The following is a 21,413-nucleotide window of genomic DNA, read 5'->3' as shown; positions in this document are numbered from 1 at the left end:
AAAGTTAGTTTGTCTAGCATCTAAAAATAAAAATTGACGTTTCACGTTGTTTGTTTCGTTCAGTTTTCAAAGAACTAAAAGCGGGTGAAGAGAATCGAACTCTCGACCAGAGCTTGGAAGGCTCTTGTTTTACCACTAAACTACACCCGCGTGGTCGGGAAGACAGGATTTGAACCTGCGACCCCCTGGTCCCAAACCAGGTGCTCTACCAAGCTGAGCCACTTCCCGTTATGGCGCGCCCGAGAGGAGTCGAACCCCTAACCTCTTGATCCGTAGTCAAACGCTCTATCCAATTGAGCTACGGGCGCTTATTCATGATGTTTTTTCGTCGTTGTATTTTGGCGACTCAATTATCTTATCATACTACATTTTCAAATGCAAGTACTTTTTCAAAAAAGATTTTTGATGCGGCCGAGAGGACTTGAACCTCCACGGGGTTTCCCCCACTAGGCCCTCAACCTAGCGCGTCTGCCGTTCCGCCACGACCGCGCGGAAAAAACAAAAGTGAGCCATGAAGGATTCGAACCTTCGACCCTCTGATTAAAAGTCAGATGCTCTACCAACTGAGCTAATGGCTCGTAAATGGCTGGGCTAGCTGGATTCGAACCAGCGCATGACGGAGTCAAAGTCCGTTGCCTTACCGCTTGGCTATAGCCCATCGAAATGTTTATTTTCCTTTCAAAGACAAATGTTATTGTAACATAATGTCCAATAAAAAACAACTGCCAAATAGCAGAAGTTAAAATGGCGGTCCCGACCGGGGTCGAACCGGCGATCTCCTGCGTGACAGGCAGGCATGTTAACCACTACACCACGGGACCATTTGGTTGCGGGGACAGGATTTGAACCTGCGACCTTCGGGTTATGAGCCCGACGAGCTACCGTGCTGCTCCACCCCGCGATGATACTACTTATATAATTTATATGGTGGAGGATGACGGGATCGAACCGCCGACCCCCTGCTTGTAAGGCAGGTGCTCTCCCAGCTGAGCTAATCCTCCGAAGTGGTGACCCGTACGGGATTCGAACCCGTGTTACCGCCGTGAAAGGGCGGTGTCTTAACCACTTGACCAACGGGCCAGTATATATGGCAGAGAAGAAGGGATTCGAACCCTCGCACCGCGTTAGCGATCTACTCCCTTAGCAGGGGAGCCCCTTGAGCCACTTGGGTACTTCTCTGTATGGCTCCGCAGGTAGGACTCGAACCTACGACCGATCGGTTAACAGCCGATAGCTCTACCACTGAGCTACTGCGGAATAATAAAGACAATTTGTATCTTATAAAATTTCTCATCGTAAGTCAAGATGTTTTTTCACAGCATCTTGTACACACGTGACATGTTTATAATATACTGGATTGCGTTTTCACTGTCAAGATGTTTTCTTTATCAACTTCAGTTTCCCTTTACACTTTCCGCAGACATATCTTGTGGTATTTATTTGACGTCTTCTTACATATTGAAGCAAACAGCCCATACATTCATACGTATAAACCTTTTTTTCCTTCTCTTCATTAATTATTCGTTTACAGAAGCGTGGCGCATCAACTTCTTTTAACAGTTCACGAAAATCTCTATCCCGGTGCTTATAGCCCTTTCCTGTAATATGTAAGTGATAATGACAAAGCTCATGTTTAATGATTCCGACTAACTCTTCTTTCCCATATATTTCGTAATATCGATAATTCAGTTCAATATTGTGTGTATTCAATAGATAACGTCCACCAGTTGTACGCAACCTACTATTAAACATAGCTTTATGTAAAAATGGCATTCCGAAGTATTGTAGTGATACTTCTTCCACCAGACGCTGTATTTCTTGTGTATCCACTCTCATTCCTCCTAAACTAAAAAATATTTTTACACTTTTCTCCTCCCTTATACATATATTAAATAGTACATATACCCATCCTCATTCAAGAAGCGTGGTTTCTAAAAACATAGCATAAATAGAAATCCACTCACCAACCTCTCATCAATAGTACCTTAGATTTTTGAGAGTAGGATTAAACAAGGAGGGATTCCTATGCCTACGTGGCTAAAAAAACAAATGCAACGCGCATATTTTGAAAAAAACCGGCATCAAATTAAATTACTAAATGAATGCTGGTTTTATTATAGCAAAATACATCAAAGCTCATAATCCATTACACGTTTTATCCCATAAAAAAAGAGCAGTTTCATCTGCTCTCTTCTCTTACTATTCAATCGGCAACATAGATAGCGCAACGCGACCTTTTTTCGTATCAATATCATCTACCCATACCTTGACGATTTGTCCGACAGATACAATATCTAACGGATGCTTCACATACTGTTTGCTCAGTTTAGAAATATGTACTAAACCATCTTGTTTTACACCTACATCAACAAAAGCACCAAAATCAACAACGTTACGAACTGTTCCTTCCAGTTCCATACCACGTTTTAAATCTTCTAATTTCAAAATCCCTTTTTTCAGAAGCGGTTTAGGTAACTCATCCCTCATGTCTCGCTCTGGACTAATGAGTGCATCTATAATATCAACTAACGTCGGTTCTCCAACTCCCGTTTCTTCCGATAACTTAGAAATCTCTACTTCTTCTAAGCTCTTTTGCAACTGCGGCTGCCCTACATCATCTTTTGATAATCCTAGAATCTTCAATAACAATTCAACATTTTTATATTGTTCTGGATGAATACCCGTTCGATCTAACGGATTTGCTCCTTCTAATATACGTAAAAAACCTATACATTGTTCATATGTCTTCGCACCTAGACGCGGTATTTTCTTTAAGTCTGTTCTTTTTGTAAATTTCCCTTCTTCTTCACGCTTTGCCACAATATTTTTCGCAACAGTTTTCGATAAACCCGAAACATATTGTAATAAAGCAACTGAAGCTGTATTTACATTCACACCGACTTGGTTAACTGCCGTCTCTACTACAAACGTTAACGATTCATTCAGCCTCTTTTGCGATACATCATGTTGATATTGTCCAACCCCAACTGATTTAGGATCAATCTTTACAAGTTCAGCAAGCGGATCTTGCAGACGTCTGCCGATAGAAACAGCACTTCTTTCTTCAACCTGTAAATCCGGGAATTCCTCACGTGCTAAATCAGAAGCCGAATACACACTCGCACCAGCCTCGTTCACAATAATATAGAAGACTTCTTGTTTCACATTTTGTAATACATCAACTATAAATTCTTCTGATTCTCTAGAAGCTGTACCATTCCCAATCGCAATCATTTCAACTTGATATTTATCTATAATAGAAAGAACTTTCGTTTTTGCATCTTCATATTTACGCACTGGTGGATGCGGATAAATAACATCAATATATAGAACTTTCCCCGTATCGTCTACAATAGCTAATTTACAACCCGTTCTATATGCAGGGTCTACAGCCAACACAACCTTCCCTTTCATCGGAGGTTGTAATAACAAATTACGTAAGTTCTCAGAGAAAATATGTATCGCTTGTTCCTCAGCTGTTTCTGTTAATTCTTTTCGAAGCTCTCTTTCAATAGAGGATTGAATTAATCGTTTATAACCATCCTCAATCGCTAACTTTACATAATGGGCACTTTTAGAATCGTTATCACGAATTACTTTCTTATATAGGAAAGTTACTATCTCATCTACCGGTGGAACAACAGAAACTCTCAATATATCTTCTTTCTCACCGCGATTCATCGCTAATACACGATGCGGTACTACCTTCTGCAACGGTTCTTCATAACTGTAATACATTTCATATATATTCTTTTCATCTTTCTCTTCATCTTTTACGGACGAAGACATAACACCTTTTCTAAAAGTAACATTTCGAATCCAACTACGATACGCCGCTTCATCTGAAACAATTTCTGCAATAATGTCTTGGGCACCTTGCAATGCCTCTTCTGCAGATTGTACTTCTTTCTCTGCGTTAATAAACTCCACTGCCTTCTGATTTGGATCTTCTTTCTTATATAACAATAGCCATTCAGCTAACGGCTCTAGTCCTTTTTCTTTCGCAATCGTTGCTTTCGTTCTTCTTTTCTCTTTATATGGACGATATAAATCTTCTACTTCTTGCAACTTTACAGCTTTAACAATTTGCTGACGTAACTCTCCTGTCAGTTTCCCCTTCTCATCAATAAGACGAAGAACCTCTTCTTTCCTATCTTCAAGCTGCATCATATATTGCCATCTCTCTAAAATCGCACGAATTTGCACTTCATCTAAAGAGCCTGTCCATTCTTTTCGGTAACGAGCAATAAATGGAACTGTGTTACCTTCTTCTGTTAATTGAATAACATGACGAACTTGCTTTTCGGTAAAGCCTAATTCCTTCACTAACATTTTCATTAACGCTTGTCGATTATCTACCATTTCCATATACAACCGTAACCTCCTCTATAATAAAAAAAAGTTGCCCTGTAAAGAGAGCAACTTAAACTGCCGATTTAAAAATCTATTAGTCCTAAACTAATTTGTAGCGCTTCATCTACACGAATCATCATCACTTCATCTAAGTGAGTGATTTTGTCCGTTAAGCGCTGCTTATCGATTGTTCGAATCTGCTCAAGTAAAATAACAGAATCTCTCTCAAAACCGTACTTTTTCGCATCAATTTCCACATGAGTGGGTAATTTAGCTTTTTGAATCTGTGCAGTAATAGCCGCTACAATCACCGTTGGACTAAAACGATTTCCGATGTCATTTTGAATGACAAGAACCGGACGAACGCCTCCTTGCTCAGAACCAACAACTGGGGAAAGGTCTGCAAAATACACGTCGCCGCGTTTTACAATCAAAATATTACCCCCCGCTAACTAAGCGTTCTACTGTATGAGCTGCTTCATACTCTGCTAAGAAAGCTTCAGATGCAATACCAAGATTAATTTTTCCCATTTCAATGTACCCACGTCGCATTGATTCATGTTGGTAGCGTTTCTTCGTCTTATGTTGACGCAATAACAGTTGTGTTGCCTGGCAAATTAGTTCATGGCGATTCTTATTCTCTTGTTTTCCAATTCCGTCCAATTCCGTTACCATTTGCTTTGGCAACCGAACCACGATTTCAGTAGTTACACTTGATTCGGACACAAAAATACACCTCCACCGTCAACTACACACCCAAATATATATATGACACCTATTGTAATAATACCATTGTATGGCGCCTGTTGCAAAGACTTCCTTATTCCTTGCTTATGTTTTCCAATTCACAAACAAAACATTCATATTCTTTTATTTTTTATCTCATTACAAACAAGAAGCGAAAGAGTTTCTCCGCAAAATTCACGTTAAATTATGTTAAACGTAACTATAAGTACAAAGCTTCTCATCAAAAATGAGCTTATTCTTAACCAATGAACAGTCCTCTCAAATGACAAGAAGCAAAACATACTACCTTCTATATATTATTCAAATAATTAATTACCTCTACAACCTTGCCATGCCGTATAAATATTCTCGGCACACGGAAACTTATCGTTGCAATAACCTCATAATTAATGGTCCCTGAGTATTCAGCAACCTCAGCAGCACTAATATACTCATCACCTTGTCTTCCAATGAGTGTAACTTTCGTACCAAGCGGCACTTCACAAGGAAGATGTATCATGAATTGATCCATTGTTACTCGACCTACAATCGGTACCCTTTTACCATTTATAAGCACTTCAAATCCTTGCAATCTTCTAAGCCATCCATCTGCATATCCAATTGCAACAGTTGCAATCCATTCTTCCGTTTTCGTTCGATAAGTGACGTTATAACTAATTCCATCCCCTTTAATCACCTGTTTAATATGAGCAACTTTCGTATGCAATGATAGCGCTGGCTCTAATTTAAACGGTAAAAAAGGGCGTATTTCTACGGATGGGGATAACCCATACATCGCAATGCCAATTCGTACTGCATTAAATGTAATCCCTTGAAAACGTAGCGTTGCAGCACTATTAGCTGTATGGACAAACTTAGGATCCACTCCGAACTCTTTCAACCAACTTAACTGCTGCAAAAATGTGTTATATTGCTTATCAAAGTAAGAAGTCTCCACCTCATCCGCTGTTGCAAAATGTGTATAAACTCCTTCTAATTCTAAAAACGGTGCACCTTCTAAACTCTTTAAAAATCCTTTTAATTCTTTGCGTTCGCGTATCCCAATTCTCCCCATACCACTATCGAAATTAATATGGTATTTCATTATAGATGAACCATCCCAAAGTTTGATCGCTTCATCCACCCATTCTTTTTGAAAAACAGTTAACGCCACTTCATTTTCAGCAGCTACATTGACATCACGAGGCGGAGAAGGACCTAATACTAAAATTGGCACAGTAATACCAGCCCTTCGAAGCACTAAAGCTTCATCTAAAAAGGCAACCGCTAGCCTTGTCGCCCCCGCTTCTAATGCCGTTTTAGCTACCGGTACATAATCGTGTCCATATGCATTCGCTTTAACTACAGCAAAAATCTCTACATCACTTGGAATGAAATTTTTAATGTGTGTAATATTGTTATAGATCGCATCTAAATCCACTTCCACCCAAGTGTCACGGTAAAATGGTGATTCTTCCATAAATACACTTCCTTATACACGATATGCGAAGCTTATTCTTTTATATGCTTCTTTTATGAAATCCACCCTTCAAACTAAGAAAAGACGTGGTGCACATATATCACCACGTCTAAGAAGTTTACTTCACTTGCTTCTCTGTAACTGAACGAGCAACCATTAATAGCTCCTTCGGCTCTAAACCTTTAGACACGAGCATATATTCTACTCCGTTATGCGACCACGTTAAAGAATCTTTCGTCAATGCCCCAATTGTAAAGCCAAGATCAACTAATTCTCCGCTCACACTTATCGCTGACGAAACCTCTGCAACTTTTGCCTTTTCTTGTATCAAAGTAAAGGATTTCTTACTTCCAGTGTATGTGAGTATCGCACGCTTGCCACTGTCTGTCTTCAACTCTTTTTCATCTTTCAAAACCATACCTTGCGGCGTATCACGCGGATACAAAATTGCAAATGGTTTGTCTTCTTTCGCTGTTGTTGGAACATCTACTTGTGCTCTAGACATATTTTGTTTCGTATCAAATGCACCTTTATCAAATTTCGCATCAAATTTCACTTTTGAGAAATCTACTTTCACAAGAACATTTTGATCATTATCCATTAACTTCACCGAAACTGGTGTTAAATCACTTTTCTTCAATGTAATCTCTTGTTTCGGTAACATGTTTTGATGTTGATAGTTTGTTTTTGTTTTAAAAATATAATACTTATCTGTTTTTTCAAAAGTAAGGTTTTTCTTATCCTGCAAAATATCTCTCACAAGGGATTCATATAAATAAGCCTGGCTACTATTTTGCGGCCAATCACTTTGGAAACGGAAACTCTTATTAAGCGCTGGCGTTAATACGAACACCCCTTCTTCATTCCTTAAAATAATTTGACTTTGATCTTTCTTCGCATTCTGCAAATTTACACGATAAAAAGAAGGTTCCTTATGCCATATTTCTACCTTATACTCTTGAGGCTCATTCCCTGTTTTAATAGATAGTTTTGCTTCAGCTTGATAACTTTTCATCCCTTTTACTTTCGCCTCTAAATCTCTCACAACATCATCTTGTTTCTTTTCCATACAACCCGCCAACACGAAAACGGTTAATAAACCGACAAGAACTAAAAACAGACGCCTTTTCATCACTTCAGCCCCTTTGCCCCTATAAATAAATGGAAGATGTACCTTCCTTATCGCTACATCAAATATATGAGACAAAGATATAAAATATGCAGACTAGCGTGACGAGCTTTCTAAAACAACTTGAGCAACAGCAAATTCTCTACTATGACTAATTGATAAATGAACAATATGCTCTGTACTTGCAACGAGAATGGGCTTACCTCTATCATCATTTCTTACTTCAATATCTAAAAAACTTACTTCTTTCCCGATACCAGTCCCTACCGCTTTTGAATACGCCTCTTTCGCTGCAAATCTTCCAGCTACAAACTCTGTAAGGCGGCTTCCCTTCAGTTCCTTAGCAACATTACGTTCACTTTCAGTTAAAATACGCTCCATAAATTTAAGTTTTCCATCTAGCATTTTTTCAATTCGATTCAATTCAATAATATCGATTCCAATCCCTACAATCATTTCAAAATCCCCTTCTTCTATTTAGCTTTCTTTTTTCATATTGTAAGAATAACAGAGAATCTTTCTGATGCAAAAGGAGTGATACTAACAACATGCTAATACCTACTATCCGCATTTCCTTACAACCAATCGTCATCACTTTACTTCTCATACAATTAGTCATGATTATGTTAGGCGACTTTTTTCTCTTTCCCCTGGCATCCTACAATGAATATATCGCTAAAGGAGAATGGTGGCGTCTCATAACTTCCTTACTTGTACATGTAGACTTACAACATTTCCTTTCTAATAGTATTTGTTTATTTGCGCTCGGCTCTTCTATCGAAAAACAACTAGGGCACTTTTCTTTCATCATTATTTTTTTCCTTTCTGGCATTCTTGGAAATATTTCTTCTTATCTTATTATGCCTCTTGAATATATTCATGCCGGGGCATCTGGTGGTATTTTCGGATTGCTAGGAGCGCAATTATTTCTATTGTATAGTCGATATCGTTCTTCCAATCCAAGAGACATTGCTATTTTTTCAATCATGATATGTATATTACTACTATTCACTTTCTTCAATCCCTCCGCTAACCCTATAAGCCATTTAACAGGATTGATCATTGGCGGTATTTGCACTCCTTTATTAGCAAAAAAATTCGATGGTGCAGAGCTTATTTAATATAAAAGCTCGCACCATCGACAATTTCTACCTCTGTTTGTTTACTTAAATCTCTCATTAATTGAAATAAAGACTCATCCTTCATCTTCGCCTCAATCATACAATCAATTTGCGGAACACTTCCCTTTATCTTTTTTAAAAAAGATAAAAAAGTATCTACGTCAATAAAGTCCGCATGTGCTCTCGGGTCTTTTCCTTCTCTAGGACTAGAAATATGCATTTTCACTGGCAACAAAGACGATTCCCACGTATGTACAACACGCGCCCAATCTTCATGCCAATCTTCTCGATCATGATTCATCATATGGTGATGCAGATCAAACACGACTGGAATATCTAACTTTTCACCTAAATACAATGTTTCTTCTAAAGAAAAGGTCGTATCATCATTTTCTAATATGACCATCTCTTGGATACCCCTTGGAACCCTTGACCAATTTTCTATAAAGCTCTCTAACGCGAGCTCCTTATCGTTATAACCTCCGCCCACATGTAATACGCATCGTTGCTTATGTTCAATTCCCATACCTTTTAATAATTTTTTATGCATCTGCAATGTCTTTACAGATTGCTTAAAAATTTTCTCCTCAGGTGAATTCAGCACAACAAAATGATCTGGATGGAAATCAATACGCATATTCATTCGAATAGCGTAATCACCTAGCACTTTTAAATTTTCTTTTAAGGGGCGAATATAGTTCCACTCTAACAACTCCTCATGATTCGCTAAAGGAACAAGCTTGGAACTAAGCCGAAAGAAAGATATATCATGCCCTTTATTATGCTTTAATAACCGTAAGCAATTTTCTAAATTCGAATTAGCAATTCTTTCGAGTTTACGAATTGCAGCCTCTCGATCATCAATTCGTTGAAACTGCGCATATGTCATCGTTTGAGATGGAGATGCGTTCTTTACATGTACACTCATCGCAACATACCCAAGTCTTACAAGCATGTAGCACCTCTTTTCTACACAAGTTATTATGTAGTATGTACAATTACAGAAATAAAAAAAGAGAATGCCAGCAAAGGGCATTCTCTTTTGTATTAAGCTTGTGGACGGCTATGATGTTTTCTTTCGCCACGTCCATTTGAAGATCCAGGGCGACCTTGACCTTCACCTTTACGACCACGGCTACCGCCATCACGATTGCGATCACGGTTACGGCCATCGCCACCACCGCGTCCATCACGATTGCGATCACGGTTACGACCATCGCCACCGCCGCGTCCGTCACGACTACGATTACGGTTACCATCACGGTATCCGCCTCCGTTACCGCCGCGTTTTTTAGAACCGCCACCTCTTGAAACAACTGGTGGTTCTGATGTTAAAGCGATTGGAGTTGTATCTGGCTCTTTTGTCATCATTTTTAAAGCAGCAGCTACTACTGTTACAGAGTCGTTCTCTTCTAACATTTCTTCTGCAATACGCTTGTAGTATGATAAATTCTCATTTTGAATTGTGCTTTGAAGTTTTTCAGCGATTAAACGTTGTTGACCTTCTAATGCCTCGTCAAGTGTCGGTGCTTCCATACGATCAACTTTACGTTTTGTTGTGCGCTCGATATTTTTTAATTGTCCTGATTCACGTGGTGTTACAAATAACATTGCAATACCTTTTTTACCTGCACGACCAGTACGACCGATACGGTGAACGTATGATTCTGGATCTTGTGGGATATCGAAGTTATATACGTGTGTTACGCCTGAAATATCAAGACCACGTGCAGCAACGTCTGTTGCAACAAGAACTTCAATAGCACCTTCTTTAAATTTACGTAGTACAGACATACGCTTCGCTTGTGTTAAGTCACCATGAATACCTTCTGCTGCATAACCACGTAAGTTTAACGCTTCTGATAATTCATCAACACGACGCTTTGTACGACCGAATACGATTGCAAGCTCTGGAGATTGAATATCTAGTAAGCGTGTTAACACGTCAAACTTTTTCTTTTCTTGCACTTCTAAATAGAACTGCTGAATGTTTGGCATTGTTACTTCTTTTGCTTTTACTTTAATGTGTTGAGGCTCAGTCATGAAACGCTCAGCAATACGACGGATTGGATCTGGCATTGTCGCTGAGAATAATAATGTTTGATGTGTTTCTGGCACATCTGTTAAAATCGCTTCAATATCTTCAATGAAGCCCATGTTTAACATTTCATCCGCTTCGTCAAGAACAACAGTCTCTACGTTTTGTAAGCGAAGTGTTTTACGGTTAATATGATCTAAAATACGACCCGGCGTACCAACAATAATGTGTGGGTGTTTTTTTAGAGCACGAATTTGGCGGTTAATATCTTGACCACCATAGATTGGTAAAATACGAACGCGTTTATGTTTACCAATTTTGTATAGCTCTTCTCCAACTTGAATTGCTAATTCACGCGTTGGCGCGATAACAATACCTTGAACGGCTTCTTTATTTGTATCCACTTTATCTAGTAGTGGTAATCCGAATGCTGCTGTTTTCCCTGTACCTGTTTGCGCTTGCCCAATAATATCTTTACCTTGCAATGCATGTGGAATTGTTTCAGCTTGAATCGGCGTAGCCTCTTCAAAGCCCATGCTTTCAACAGATTGCAGTAAAGACTCACTTAATCCTAATTCTCGAAATGTTGTCAATGTTACTTCTCCTTTTCTATCCTATACTTATCATTTAAAAAAAGGCGTTTTCCGAATTTGCGGAAAAGCCCTTTTCCTGAATGCTCACGTATATAAACGGGCGTATATTCTTCGCGAAAATACTTCTAAACGTTATTACACTTTATCAATTATAAGTTTTGTATGTGTAAAAAGCAAACCCAACTGTTACCTTATTTTCATATTCAGAGTTTTTTTCTTCACTTTTATTTTTTTATATTTACTGTAAGCGCTTATTATAAGTTTCTTCTATTTTCGTAGCTATCATCCCTATTTATATACACCAATTATTTCAACATCGTAATTATTTCTTCCAATTTCATACCGCGAGATGCTTTTACTAATACAACATCTTTTGCATCGACTACTGCTTGCAACTCTTTCACTAACTCTTCTTTATTATCATACGCCTTTACACGTTCATTAGGGAAATTAATTTTCGCCCCTTCAGCAATTTGAGCCCCTAATTTACCATATGTGAACACATATGAGATTTTTGCTGGATCGATTAATTTACCTACTTCATAATGAAACTGTACCTCTTGATTTCCAAGCTCTAACATATCACCGAGTACAACAATCTTTTTAGCAAATCCATCTAAACCATTCATTAAATGGAATGCTGCTTCCATAGCCGTTGGACTCGCATTATAGGCATCATTGATAATTGTTAAACCACTATTTGTTTTTACAATCTCCATACGCATGCCTGTCATTTGAAGTGTAACTAAACCTTCTTTCATCTCTTCCCACGTTACACCGAGATGTTTCGCAATTGCCATTGAAGCAAGCGTATTGTACACATTATGTTTTCCTAATACCGGTAGATAGAATGAAATATTTTCTTCTCTATTCATTTTAAAGTGTGTCCCAGTTGCCTGTAATGTTACAGTCGTCGGATAGTAATCATTTGCTCTAGCGTCACCAAACGTAACTGTTTCAGCTATTAAATTCATTTCAGGAACACGATTTGTTAATAACGGCTCATCTCCGTTATATACGAATACTCCACCTTCTTGTAATCCTGTTACAATTTCTAATTTCGCTTCAGCAATCGCCTCACGAGAGCCTAAGTCCATTAAATGTGCCTCACCAATGTTCGTAATAACAGCTGCATTTGGCCGTGCTAACTTAGATAAGAATTCAATTTCCCCTCGGCTTGACATACCCATTTCTAATACAGCTACTTCTGTAGTTTCTTCTAAGTTTAAAATAGTAAGCGGTAACCCGATATGGTTATTGAAGTTGCCTTCTGTTTTTTGAACTTTGAATTTAGTCGCAAGAAGACTTGTTACAATATCTTTTGTAGATGTTTTACCGTTACTACCCGTCACACCAATAACTTTCACATCCAATTGATCGCGATAATTTTTCGCTAACATTTGTAATGCCGATAGCGTGTCTTCTACAAAAATAACTGGAAGATTCTCGGGTGGATTTGCTACATCTTTCATCCATAATGTCGCCACAGCTCCATTTTCAACAGCTTTGTCTACAAAAGCATGTCCATCGAAACGTTCACCTTGAATTGGAACATATAAGTTTCCCTTTTCAATTTTTCTCGTATCAATAGACACTCCTTGTATAGTAATCCCCTCATATTGCTCTGCTAATCCCGTGCCATTTACCATCTGTTCCACTTGTTTTAACGTTCGATTTATCATGAAAACACTCCTTACATAGAGGAAGCACTATTCCTGCGAATAGTGCCTCCTCCTTTTTTGTTAGATTGTATATTTAATTTTTTGTTTTTCCTCGTGACGCGCAATTGCTAAATTGATTAGCTCTTCAATTAATTCCGGATACGGTAATCCAGTATGTTGCCATAATAGAGGGAACATACTAAACGGCGTAAATCCTGGCATCGTATTCACTTCGTTAATATATACTTCTCCATCTTTCGTTAAAAAGAAATCAGCTCTTGTTAAGCCAGCACCATCTAACGATTGGAATGCAATAATTGCATCTCGCTTAATAACGTTAGACTCTTCTTCTGTCATTTCAGCTGGAATAATTAACGCTGTATCGCCATCGATGTATTTCGACTTATAATCATAGAAGTCTTTTTTCGGTACGATTTCACCTACAACTGAACATTTCGGCTCATCATTACCTAGTACACCAACTTCTACTTCACGTCCAACAATATTTTCTTCTACAATAATTTTACGGTCAAATTGGAACGCCTCTTCAAATGCATTCTCAAGTTCTTCGCGATTTTTACACTTATTAATACCAACACTTGAACCAAGGTTTGCTGGTTTTACGAAGCAAGGATATCCTAATACTTCTTCTACTTTTTCATATGCTGTTTCACGATCTTTTTCCCATGTGCTACGAATGAATGATGCATATTTTGCTTGTTTCAATCCAGCCTCTGCAAAGATGTTTTTCATAACAACTTTATCCATACCAGCAGCAGATGCTAAAACACCATTTCCTACATAAGGAATGTTCATTAATTCTAATAATCCTTGAACTGTTCCATCTTCACCATTTGGTCCATGTAGTAATGGGAAAATAACGTCAATAGCATTTTCCTCAGAAGCTGCAGATGGAATGATTTCTGTGCTTAATGATAACGGAGAAATCGCATTTTCTGCACCGCTCATTTTTAGAACTTCAACATCTGTTACTTCACCTTCAATACGCTCACCGCGCACCCATTGACCTTGTTCTGTAATATAAATTGGATGAATCTCGAATTTATCTTGATTTAATGCTTTAATAGCAGCAAGAGCCGTTTGTAGCGAAACTTGATGCTCAGCTGATTTTCCACCATATAATAAACCTAATTTAATTTTTGTCACTGAAATCACCCTAACCAATTGTTTTCATTTTTCTATTTTAGCACTTTTTATAAAAATAGGTAGTTCCTATTTGAAATAAAATGTAACTTCTACAAATAAATAAATGACACCACTTATTGGTTTTCTATACTTTTTCCACTTAAATTTCTTCATACATATATAAAATTACAGCTCAATCTAGTTATGTACCTAGAATATGTAGAAATCCCCTTTTCGTGTATGTCATCTACTCATTAAGAAGATTGCTTAGTCAGTGTGCCTTTTTGCCTTTGTTCAACGAGACGATCTAAAGAAACATATACAATACCTGCAACTACACATCCTATAGCTAAAATTGTAAATAGCAAGTGGCCAAGTAATTGATCTAATAAAAAACCTCCCAAAAGTGGACCGAGTGCGCCTCCTGTAATCCACTGCAAACTCGCAGCTCCCATATAAGTCCCTCTCAAATGCTCAGGAGCCAAATTCGCTACAAACGTCATCTGTACAGGCGACATAATCATCTCACCTAATGTATATATGGTATAAACAAACAGCAACGTTATTAAAATAATCGTAGCATTTGCATCAAATTCTCCAAACCACTTCGGTAACCATCCTATAAAGAACAAACCAATCCCGAACAAACATGCACCATATAACATCGTTTTGCCGACAGGTTTATCTGTGGCCCATTTTGAAATTTGAAACTGGAACAACACAACTAATAGTCCATTTAAAGCCATTAAATATGGATATGGATTGTTAGTACCAAAGATACCCTTCATTTCGTTATCAAAGTGTAGCGGCAACATGCCTTCTGTTTGAGAAAATCCCATCGAAACAATGATACCTGCTAATAAGTAAATCATTAACACTTTGTCTCGAAATACAATTTTCCAAACTGCTACTGTTTTTTCATCTTTATTCTCTGGATTTTCATCCGTAACTTTCGGCATTGTTTCTTGAATAAGAAATAACACCATTAGTGCATAAAACAGCATTGTGGATGAAGCAATAATAAACACAACATTTTTTGAAAGTACCACCACCGATGCCCCTATTACCGGCCCAATCGCAGCACCAATATTATATCCCATCCGCAATAAACCGTATGCCTCGGTTCTCTTTTCAGGCGCTGTTACATCCGCAACCATTGCTGATGCAGCGGGATGAAATAATGAATTACTGAGCCCTAAAAAAATAGATAAAATAGCATAAGGAATAAATCCTTCTATAAATAAAAAACCTAGCATGAACAATGCATTACTCACCATTGACAAGATCATGATTGGCTTTCTTCCATATATATCAGCAATCCTCCCACCAAGAAGAGAACCGAAACTTGCAGCAATCGGAGAAAGTGCCATAATAACTCCTACTTCTAATAACGAATCCACCTTATCTTTTAAATATAACGCAAAAAAGGGCATCAACATCATCATTGCAATTCCATTTAACGTTTCGCCAATAAACCGAATCCATATGTTTCGGTCCATTTCTCGTAAATCCCGCCACGTATTTTTCATATTTCTCCCCCCTTTAGTTCACCATTAATTATCTTATAATCAAATCAGAAAAATGTAAATTTTCAGAACAAAAAATCCACCCTAACAGAATTAGGATGGATTTTTCAACTTATAAATTTGCTGCATCTTCTTCGTCTTTACTATTATTTAAAGCACTATGTTTTCGGCTATATAAGAAGTAAACTGCAACACCGATAATCATCCATACCCCAAAACTAATCCAAGCCGTTCCAGATAATTGAAGCATTAAGTATAAACAAAAAATCACTGTTAATGCTGGTAAAAATGGTACAAGCGGTGCCTTAAATGCTCTTGGTAAATCTGGATGAGTTCTTCTCATTACAATAACAGCTACAGCTACAAGTGCAAAGGCTGATAAAGTCCCCATATTTACAAGATGCGCTAACACATTTAAATCTATTAATCCTGAAATAAGTGCTGCAATAATTCCTGTTGTCCATGTATTTAAAAATGGTGTTTTAAATTTTGGATGGACTTTAGCAAGACGCTTCGGCAATAATCCATCTCTACTCATTGCATACGAAACACGTACTTGCCCATACATCATAACTAACATTACTGTTGTAATTCCCGTAATTGCTCCTACTGAAATTACTCCTGCTAAACTATCTTGTCCAATAAATTGAAGCGCAAAAGCAACTGGATCTGATATATTCAACTGTCCGTATGGAACAATCCCTGTCAAAATAAGTGAAACGACAATATAAAGAACCGTACAAATTAATAAAGATGCAATAATGCCAATTGGTAAATCACGTTGTGGACGTTTCACTTCTTCTGCGGCCGTTGAAACTGCATCAAACCCTATGAATGCGAAAAACACTGTAGCAGCTCCTGCCATTACACCATCTAAGCCAAACGGCATAAAAGGTGTCCAATTTTCAGGTTTTACATAATTAAAACCAGCAAAGATAAATATGAGAACAACCGCTAATTTAATAAACACCATAATGTTATTTATTCGTGCACTTTCACGAACACCTCTAGATAAAAGAACTGTCATTACTAAAATAATTAGAACCGCAGGTAAATCAATTATTCCACCCTTTCCTGTACCAGGGGCCGAGGAGAGAATGGTAGGAATATGGATTCCAAATCCCTTTAATAAAGATTGAAAATAAGCAGACCAACCGTTTGCTACAGCAGATGTAGCGAGTAAATACTCAAGCATTAAGTCCCATCCAATTAAAAATGCGAATACCTCTCCCATCGTCGCATATGTGTACGTATACACACTGCCTGAGACAGGAACTGAAGAAGCGAATTCAGCATAGCAAAATGCAGCAAAGGCACAGGCTAACGCGGCTATCGCAAATGATAATATAATAGCTGGTCCAGAATGTTTTGCTGCTACCACGCCTGTTAGAACAAAAATACCTGTTCCAACAATTGCCCCGATTCCAAGCATAGTTAAATCCAATGCACCCAATGTTCTTGCTAAAGTCTTTTGCTTACTCTCTTGCATTAACTTTGCAATAGGCTTCTTTTGAAAAATTTGCTTCATAGCATGCTCCTCCAAGTTTTAAATTTTCTGAAAATTTTTAATTCGCTTTTTTATTTTACTAATAGCACTTTCCCCAGTCAATACTTTTGTCGAAATAAGTAGAAATCTTTCGGAACATACAATAATCCTTATCATTGTTTCTATATATCTTTCCATATTTTTTTTGGTATTATTATACATGTCGATTCCATAAAAGAGGCATGCTCCCTTAGTGAGCATGCCTCTTTTTACCTATTTCACAGTATGTGAACCTTCTTCAATCCAGCTATACATATACTTTTCATCTTCTGTTTCATGTGCTTGTTTTACAATACGAAGCGGACGGAATGTGTCTATCATAACAGCTAGTTCAAGCGTTTCTTTCTTCCCTATACTTCCCTCTGTTTTCCCAGGGTGCGGCCCATGCGGAATTCCGCTCGGATGAAGTGTAATAGAACCTTCTTCCACACCTTTCCGGCTCATAAAGTTTCCTTCTACATAGTACAGTACTTCATCACTATTCACGTTACTATGATAATATGGTGCCGGAATAGATTCTGGATGATAGTCGTATAAACGTGGTACGAAAGAGCAAATAACGAAATTGTGACCTTCGAACGTTTGATGTACTGGAGGCGGCTGATGAATACGACCTGTGATTGGTTCAAAGTCCTCTACATTAAAGACCCACGGGTATAAATAGCCATCCCAACCAACAACATCTAACGGATGGTGCCCTAAAACATGTTTATGCATATATCCCCGCGACTTTGTCATTACGACAAACTCACCTTTTTCATCATACGTCTCTAATTTTTCAGGACCACGAATATCTCTCTCACAAAACGGACTATGCTCTAGCAATTGTCCGTATTCATTACGATAGCGACGCGGTGTTGTAATTTGACTATTTGCCTCTACAACAAGAAACTTAGTCTCTCCTTCATCTGGAATAACACGATAGATTGTTCCAATTGGAATCGTTACATAATCACCTTTTCGATAGTGAATCGTCCCAAACATCGTTTCAATTTTCCCTGTTCCGTAATGAACAAATAACATTTCATCGCCATCACCATTACGGTAGAAATAGTCCATTTTTTCTGTTGGAGTCACTACTCCAATTAATAAATCCTCATTCCCAAGCATAAAGTTTCTTCCGCTTACTGCATCGCCAGTTTTTTTATTTTCTTTCGTGCGAAAATGACGATGAGCAAGAGCTACATCTTCTTCATACTGCAACTGACAAGAATGAGATAATGCCGCATGCCCTACTTCCGTTGGCATATATTGATGGTACAAAATAGACTGCGTACCAGAAAAACCTTTCGTTCCCATTACCTGTTCGCGATAGAGCGATCCATCCTTTTTACGGAATTGTACATGTCGTTTATGAGGTAGCTCCCCCATGTGACGATAAAACATGCCCATCACCTGCTTCCATTTCTTTTTTGACCGTATTACGTAACGTACCTAAACCAGTAATCGTAAGTTCTACAACATCTCCATCTTGCAGCCACTCTTCCGTACCCAGCTCTAAAATACAACCTGTTCCTACTGTCCCAGAACCAATCACATCGCCTGGATATAGCGTAACGTCTTCTGAAGCACGTTCAATCATTTCAGCAAATGTATAGTAAATATCTTGGGAATTCCCCTTTGATAATAGCTTCCCATTTACATGAGCAGCCATCTCTAACTCATAACGGTCACCGTTACGATAAACATCGAGTTCCTCTTTCGTAACAAGGTGCGCTCCTAATGAAGTTGCAAAATCTTTTCCTTTTGCCGGACCGAGTCCTACCTTCATTTCCGTTGCTTGTAAGTCCCTTGCACTCCAGTCATTCATAATACAATAACCAAAAATATATTCTTCTGCTTGCTCACGAGAAATATTTCTTCCCTCTTTCCCAATGACGCAAGCAATCTCTAGCTCATAATCAAGTTTTTTAGATTTCTTCGGACCGATTACAAAATCATCCGGACCAATTACAGCACGATGGTTCGTAAAATAAAAAACCGGGAAATCATACCATTCAGGTACAACATCCAGCCCTCTTCGGCCGCGTGCTGTTTTTACATGCTGTTCAAACGCGTAAAAATCCCGAATACTACTCGGATTAGGAATTGCCGCCGCTAATTGTACTTCCTCTAAGGAATATACACCCTTTTCCGGATTCTTAATCTTACGCAATACTTCTACATACTCATCGGCTTTCTCTAAAAAGGCGAACATAGAAGAAGGTAATTTCCCATCACTAGCAAGATTCATATCAATTACTTTGTCACCTTCAAGCCATCCAGCTCGCATTTCTTTCGAAGGAAGACGAAATGTAACAAATTTCATCATGATTCCTCCCTATGAAAATGAAATTTCCACCAGCAAAAAGACTTTTGCTGGTGGATACAAATCTTATAAGTTTCCGCGACGTTCTTGTTCTCTTTCAATTGATTCGAATAATGCTTTAAAGTTCCCTTCTCCAAATCCGCGAGAACCTTTACGTTGAATGATTTCAATAAATAAAGTTGGACGATCTACAATTGGTTTCGTAAAGATTTGTAGTAAATATCCTTCCTCATCACGATCTACTAAAATCTTTAATTCTTTTAATCTATCAATTTCCTCATCAATTTTTCCAACTCGTGCACTTAACTCATCATAATAAGTATCAGGTGTATCTAAAAACTCCACACCATTTGCACGCAGCGCTTCCACTGTTTTAACGATATCGCTTGTTAGTAAAGCAAGATGTTGTACCCCCGCTCCATTGTAGAACTCTAAATACTCTTGAATTTGCGACTTTCTCTTTCCATCTGCTGGCTCGTTAATAGGGAACTTAATACGACTTCCATTCGTCATTACTTTTGACATTAACGCTGAGTACTCTGTACTAATATCGTCATCATCAAAATGAATCATTTGTTTAAAGCCCATAACGTTCTCGTAATAACTAACCCACTCTTCCATTTTTTCAACATTACCAACTACGTGGTCTACAGCAATTAAACCTGACTCTTCAAACGGAATATTAAACTCCACCTGTTGGAATCCCGGCATAAATGTTCCTTTATAATTTTTACGCTCTACAAGCGTGTGAATTGTATCACCATACGTACCAATAACTGCTTTTTTCAGTGTACCGTTCTCGTCTGTTAATTCCACAGGTGGAGCAATCGCAACAGCACCACGTTTCACTGCTTCCGAGTATGCCTTATCAACATCATCAACAAGTAATGCCACATCTTTCACGCCATCACCATGAGTCTTTACAAACTCTGCAATACGATTGTCGCTACTTAAAGCTCCAGACACAACAAAACGCATATTTTTTTGCACAAGAACATAAGATACCTTTTCACGGTTACCAGTTTCTAACCCAGAGTAAGCCACAATTTTGAATCCGAATGCTCTCGCAAGGTAATAACTTGATTGCTTTGCATTTCCTACGTAAAATTCCAAATGATCTACATCACGTACTGGAAAAAAGTCCTCCATTTGTGCAGCTAGCGTATCCATAGATTTTTGTTTCATAAAATCCTCATCCCCCTGTAAATAGATTAAATGGTCCATGCTATAAACCAACCGAAAACGCTTCCAACATCAATTAATAGAAATTAGTTAGCAAGCTAACAAATTCTGACCTTTAAAATTTTCTATCTTTTCTGTCAAATTCCTCTTTTTTTCTTACATATAAAATTCGACTTTTTTCTCTTTACATGACGGAAGGAGTATTCATACTTGAAGGTATATATAAGAGGAAAACAAAAAAGACCCCAACATATTAACTACTTACTAATATGCTAGAGTCTTTATTTTTTTTGAATGATTGTATTTATATATCTCATACTAATATATTTGCAAGGAATAGAATAAATGATGTTAATACTACCGCTCCACCTAATGATCCTAATAAATCTGTTTTTGTTACTTGTAACACTTGTTCACTGCTCATATTCCTCATTCTCCTTTCATTTTGTATAATTTAAAACTTCTATTATACTAATACGCTTGATAGAAATACGATTAATGCTGTTAATACTACCGCTCCACTTGCTGATCCTACGAAGTCACCTTTTGTTACTTGTAATACTTGCTCTTTCATTTTGCATTCTCCTCTCTTTTTCTTTTATTA

20 protein-coding genes and 12 tRNA genes are annotated in these 21,413 nt (G+C 37.9%); 2 read left to right on the top strand and 30 right to left on the bottom strand.

The window, feature by feature from the left end; all coding sequences use genetic code 11:
• Positions 1–79 precede the first annotated feature (79 nt).
• From PDL00_RS33475 to PDL00_RS33415, 13 genes are all read right to left on the bottom strand, one after another.
• A tRNA-Gly gene (locus tag PDL00_RS33475) sits at positions 80–150 on the bottom strand.
• Between the two features lies 1 nt (position 151).
• Positions 152–228, bottom strand: a tRNA-Pro gene (locus PDL00_RS33470).
• 3 nt (positions 229–231) lie between these two features.
• A tRNA-Arg gene (locus PDL00_RS33465) sits at positions 232–308 on the bottom strand.
• A gap of 98 nt (positions 309–406) precedes the next feature.
• A tRNA-Leu gene (locus PDL00_RS33460) sits at positions 407–489 on the bottom strand.
• Between the two features lie 16 nt (positions 490–505).
• Positions 506–578, bottom strand: a tRNA-Lys gene (locus tag PDL00_RS33455).
• A 5-nt stretch (positions 579–583) separates the two neighbouring features.
• A tRNA-Gln gene (locus tag PDL00_RS33450) sits at positions 584–658 on the bottom strand.
• Positions 659–745: 87 nt separating this feature from the next.
• Positions 746–821 (bottom strand) — tRNA-Asp (locus PDL00_RS33445).
• A gap of 3 nt (positions 822–824) precedes the next feature.
• Positions 825–901, bottom strand: a tRNA-Met gene (locus tag PDL00_RS33440).
• A 24-nt stretch (positions 902–925) separates the two neighbouring features.
• Positions 926–1,001 (bottom strand) — tRNA-Val (locus PDL00_RS33435).
• A 4-nt stretch (positions 1,002–1,005) separates the two neighbouring features.
• A tRNA-Glu gene (locus tag PDL00_RS33430) sits at positions 1,006–1,080 on the bottom strand.
• 8 nt (positions 1,081–1,088) lie between these two features.
• A tRNA-Ser gene (locus PDL00_RS33425) sits at positions 1,089–1,179 on the bottom strand.
• 3 nt (positions 1,180–1,182) lie between these two features.
• Positions 1,183–1,257, bottom strand: a tRNA-Asn gene (locus PDL00_RS33420).
• A 114-nt stretch (positions 1,258–1,371) separates the two neighbouring features.
• Positions 1,372–1,830, bottom strand: a complete 459-nt coding sequence (locus PDL00_RS33415; protein WP_242256947.1) for a SprT family protein — start codon at positions 1,828–1,830, stop codon at positions 1,372–1,374.
• 195 nt (positions 1,831–2,025) lie between these two features.
• Here PDL00_RS33415 and cmpA point away from each other — a divergent pair, with 195 nt between their 5' ends.
• Positions 2,026–2,142 carry a cortex morphogenetic protein CmpA gene (gene cmpA, locus PDL00_RS33410; RefSeq protein ID WP_001143639.1) on the top strand — a complete coding sequence of 39 codons (117 nt, stop codon included), beginning with the start codon at positions 2,026–2,028 and terminating at the stop codon, positions 2,140–2,142.
• 57 nt (positions 2,143–2,199) lie between these two features.
• Here the strand turns inward: cmpA and PDL00_RS33405 are convergent, their stop codons facing one another.
• The 6 genes from PDL00_RS33405 to acpS all read right to left on the bottom strand — a co-directional run bounded on the left by PDL00_RS33405 (position 2,200) and on the right by acpS (position 8,144).
• On the bottom strand, positions 2,200–4,368 hold the full coding sequence (locus PDL00_RS33405; protein WP_242256948.1) for a Tex family protein: 2,169 nt from the start codon (positions 4,366–4,368) through the stop codon (positions 2,200–2,202).
• Between the two features lie 68 nt (positions 4,369–4,436).
• Entirely contained in the window at positions 4,437–4,787 is a 351-nt protein-coding gene (gene ndoA, locus PDL00_RS33400; RefSeq protein WP_000635963.1) for a type II toxin-antitoxin system endoribonuclease NdoA, read from the bottom strand.
• A 4-nt stretch (positions 4,788–4,791) separates the two neighbouring features.
• The gene (locus tag PDL00_RS33395) at positions 4,792–5,079 is read right to left on the bottom strand and encodes an antitoxin EndoAI (RefSeq protein ID WP_000004570.1); all 288 of its coding nucleotides are present in this window, start codon (positions 5,077–5,079) and stop codon (positions 4,792–4,794) included.
• 310 nt (positions 5,080–5,389) lie between these two features.
• On the bottom strand, positions 5,390–6,559 hold the full coding sequence (gene alr / locus PDL00_RS33390) for an alanine racemase (protein ID WP_270733735.1): 1,170 nt from the start codon (positions 6,557–6,559) through the stop codon (positions 5,390–5,392).
• Between the two features lie 118 nt (positions 6,560–6,677).
• A complete protein-coding gene (locus PDL00_RS33385; protein ID WP_270733736.1) occupies positions 6,678–7,628 on the bottom strand; it encodes a LolA family protein in 951 nt (316 codons plus the stop codon).
• Positions 7,629–7,784: 156 nt separating this feature from the next.
• Complete coding sequence (gene acpS, locus PDL00_RS33380; protein ID WP_242256950.1) at positions 7,785–8,144, bottom strand: holo-ACP synthase; 360 nt, start codon at positions 8,142–8,144, stop codon at positions 7,785–7,787.
• Between the two features lie 92 nt (positions 8,145–8,236).
• Here acpS and PDL00_RS33375 point away from each other — a divergent pair, with 92 nt between their 5' ends.
• Positions 8,237–8,809: a rhomboid family intramembrane serine protease gene (locus PDL00_RS33375; RefSeq protein WP_270733734.1), complete on the top strand. Its 573-nt coding sequence runs from the start codon at positions 8,237–8,239 to the stop codon at positions 8,807–8,809.
• On the opposite strand, the gene uvsE is transcribed toward PDL00_RS33375, so the two are convergent.
• The 11 genes from uvsE to PDL00_RS33320 all read right to left on the bottom strand — a co-directional run bounded on the left by uvsE (position 8,802) and on the right by PDL00_RS33320 (position 21,383).
• Positions 8,802–9,764, bottom strand: a complete 963-nt coding sequence (gene uvsE, locus PDL00_RS33370) for a UV DNA damage repair endonuclease UvsE (RefSeq protein ID WP_242256952.1) — start codon at positions 9,762–9,764, stop codon at positions 8,802–8,804. The genes PDL00_RS33375 and uvsE overlap by 8 nt on opposite strands.
• Before the next feature lie 92 nt (positions 9,765–9,856).
• Positions 9,857–11,440, bottom strand: a complete 1,584-nt coding sequence (locus PDL00_RS33365; RefSeq protein WP_000206603.1) for a DEAD/DEAH box helicase — start codon at positions 11,438–11,440, stop codon at positions 9,857–9,859.
• A gap of 305 nt (positions 11,441–11,745) precedes the next feature.
• Complete coding sequence (gene murF, locus PDL00_RS33360) at positions 11,746–13,122, bottom strand: UDP-N-acetylmuramoyl-tripeptide--D-alanyl-D-alanine ligase (protein WP_270733733.1); 1,377 nt, start codon at positions 13,120–13,122, stop codon at positions 11,746–11,748.
• Between the two features lie 60 nt (positions 13,123–13,182).
• Positions 13,183–14,268 (bottom strand): D-alanine--D-alanine ligase, encoded by a 1,086-nt coding sequence (locus PDL00_RS33355; protein WP_242256954.1) that lies wholly within the window; start codon positions 14,266–14,268, stop codon positions 13,183–13,185.
• Positions 14,269–14,501: 233 nt separating this feature from the next.
• Positions 14,502–15,776, bottom strand: a complete 1,275-nt coding sequence (locus tag PDL00_RS33350; RefSeq protein ID WP_270733732.1) for an MDR family MFS transporter — start codon at positions 15,774–15,776, stop codon at positions 14,502–14,504.
• A 109-nt stretch (positions 15,777–15,885) separates the two neighbouring features.
• Positions 15,886–17,301, bottom strand: a complete 1,416-nt coding sequence (locus PDL00_RS33345; protein ID WP_242256956.1) for an amino acid permease — start codon at positions 17,299–17,301, stop codon at positions 15,886–15,888.
• Positions 17,302–17,532: 231 nt separating this feature from the next.
• Positions 17,533–18,705 carry a homogentisate 1,2-dioxygenase gene (locus PDL00_RS33340; protein WP_242256957.1) on the bottom strand — a complete coding sequence of 391 codons (1,173 nt, stop codon included), beginning with the start codon at positions 18,703–18,705 and terminating at the stop codon, positions 17,533–17,535.
• Positions 18,671–19,627, bottom strand: a complete 957-nt coding sequence (locus tag PDL00_RS33335; RefSeq protein ID WP_242256958.1) for a fumarylacetoacetate hydrolase family protein — start codon at positions 19,625–19,627, stop codon at positions 18,671–18,673. Before PDL00_RS33335 ends, PDL00_RS33340 begins: the two co-directional genes overlap by 35 nt.
• Before the next feature lie 66 nt (positions 19,628–19,693).
• Positions 19,694–20,812 carry a 4-hydroxyphenylpyruvate dioxygenase gene (gene hppD, locus PDL00_RS33330; protein WP_061680014.1) on the bottom strand — a complete coding sequence of 373 codons (1,119 nt, stop codon included), beginning with the start codon at positions 20,810–20,812 and terminating at the stop codon, positions 19,694–19,696.
• Positions 20,813–21,122: 310 nt separating this feature from the next.
• The gene (locus PDL00_RS33325; protein ID WP_242257535.1) at positions 21,123–21,233 is read right to left on the bottom strand and encodes a DUF3948 family protein; all 111 of its coding nucleotides are present in this window, start codon (positions 21,231–21,233) and stop codon (positions 21,123–21,125) included.
• Between the two features lie 42 nt (positions 21,234–21,275).
• Positions 21,276–21,383: a DUF3948 family protein gene (locus tag PDL00_RS33320; RefSeq protein WP_000664237.1), complete on the bottom strand. Its 108-nt coding sequence runs from the start codon at positions 21,381–21,383 to the stop codon at positions 21,276–21,278.
• Positions 21,384–21,413: the final 30 nt, after the last annotated feature.

It is taken from the genome of Bacillus cereus group sp. TH152-1LC (genome assembly GCF_027710505.1).
Taxonomy (GTDB): Bacteria; Bacillota; Bacilli; order Bacillales; family Bacillaceae_G; genus Bacillus_A; species Bacillus_A mobilis.
The sequence above is the reverse complement of the archived record's forward strand: the minus strand, read 5'-3'. Positions and strand labels throughout refer to the sequence as shown.

What these genes read in the sequence shown, in the direction of transcription:
- PDL00_RS33340 (WP_242256957.1), bottom strand. Translation starts at nt 18,705, where the DNA reads ATGTTTTATCGTCACATGGGGGAGCTACCTCATAAACGACATGTACAA.
- PDL00_RS33405 (WP_242256948.1), bottom strand. Translation starts at nt 4,368, where the DNA reads ATGGAAATGGTAGATAATCGACAAGCGTTAATGAAAATGTTAGTGAAG.
- PDL00_RS33325 (WP_242257535.1), bottom strand. Translation starts at nt 21,233, where the DNA reads ATGAGCAGTGAACAAGTGTTACAAGTAACAAAAACAGATTTATTAGGA.
- PDL00_RS33385 (WP_270733736.1), bottom strand. Translation starts at nt 7,628, where the DNA reads ATGGAAAAGAAACAAGATGATGTTGTGAGAGATTTAGAGGCGAAAGTA.
- cmpA (WP_001143639.1), top strand. Translation starts at nt 2,026, where the DNA reads ATGCCTACGTGGCTAAAAAAACAAATGCAACGCGCATATTTTGAAAAA.
- PDL00_RS33320 (WP_000664237.1), bottom strand. Translation starts at nt 21,383, where the DNA reads ATGAAAGAGCAAGTATTACAAGTAACAAAAGGTGACTTCGTAGGATCA.
- PDL00_RS33350 (WP_270733732.1), bottom strand. Translation starts at nt 15,776, where the DNA reads ATGAAAAATACGTGGCGGGATTTACGAGAAATGGACCGAAACATATGG.
- hppD (WP_061680014.1), bottom strand. Translation starts at nt 20,812, where the DNA reads ATGAAACAAAAATCTATGGATACGCTAGCTGCACAAATGGAGGACTTT.
- PDL00_RS33375 (WP_270733734.1), top strand. Translation starts at nt 8,237, where the DNA reads ATGCTAATACCTACTATCCGCATTTCCTTACAACCAATCGTCATCACT.
- uvsE (WP_242256952.1), bottom strand. Translation starts at nt 9,764, where the DNA reads ATGCTTGTAAGACTTGGGTATGTTGCGATGAGTGTACATGTAAAGAAC.
- PDL00_RS33345 (WP_242256956.1), bottom strand. Translation starts at nt 17,301, where the DNA reads ATGAAGCAAATTTTTCAAAAGAAGCCTATTGCAAAGTTAATGCAAGAG.
- acpS (WP_242256950.1), bottom strand. Translation starts at nt 8,144, where the DNA reads ATGATTGTAGGGATTGGAATCGATATTATTGAATTGAATCGAATTGAA.
- alr (WP_270733735.1), bottom strand. Translation starts at nt 6,559, where the DNA reads ATGGAAGAATCACCATTTTACCGTGACACTTGGGTGGAAGTGGATTTA.
- murF (WP_270733733.1), bottom strand. Translation starts at nt 13,122, where the DNA reads ATGATAAATCGAACGTTAAAACAAGTGGAACAGATGGTAAATGGCACG.
- PDL00_RS33335 (WP_242256958.1), bottom strand. Translation starts at nt 19,627, where the DNA reads ATGAAATTTGTTACATTTCGTCTTCCTTCGAAAGAAATGCGAGCTGGA.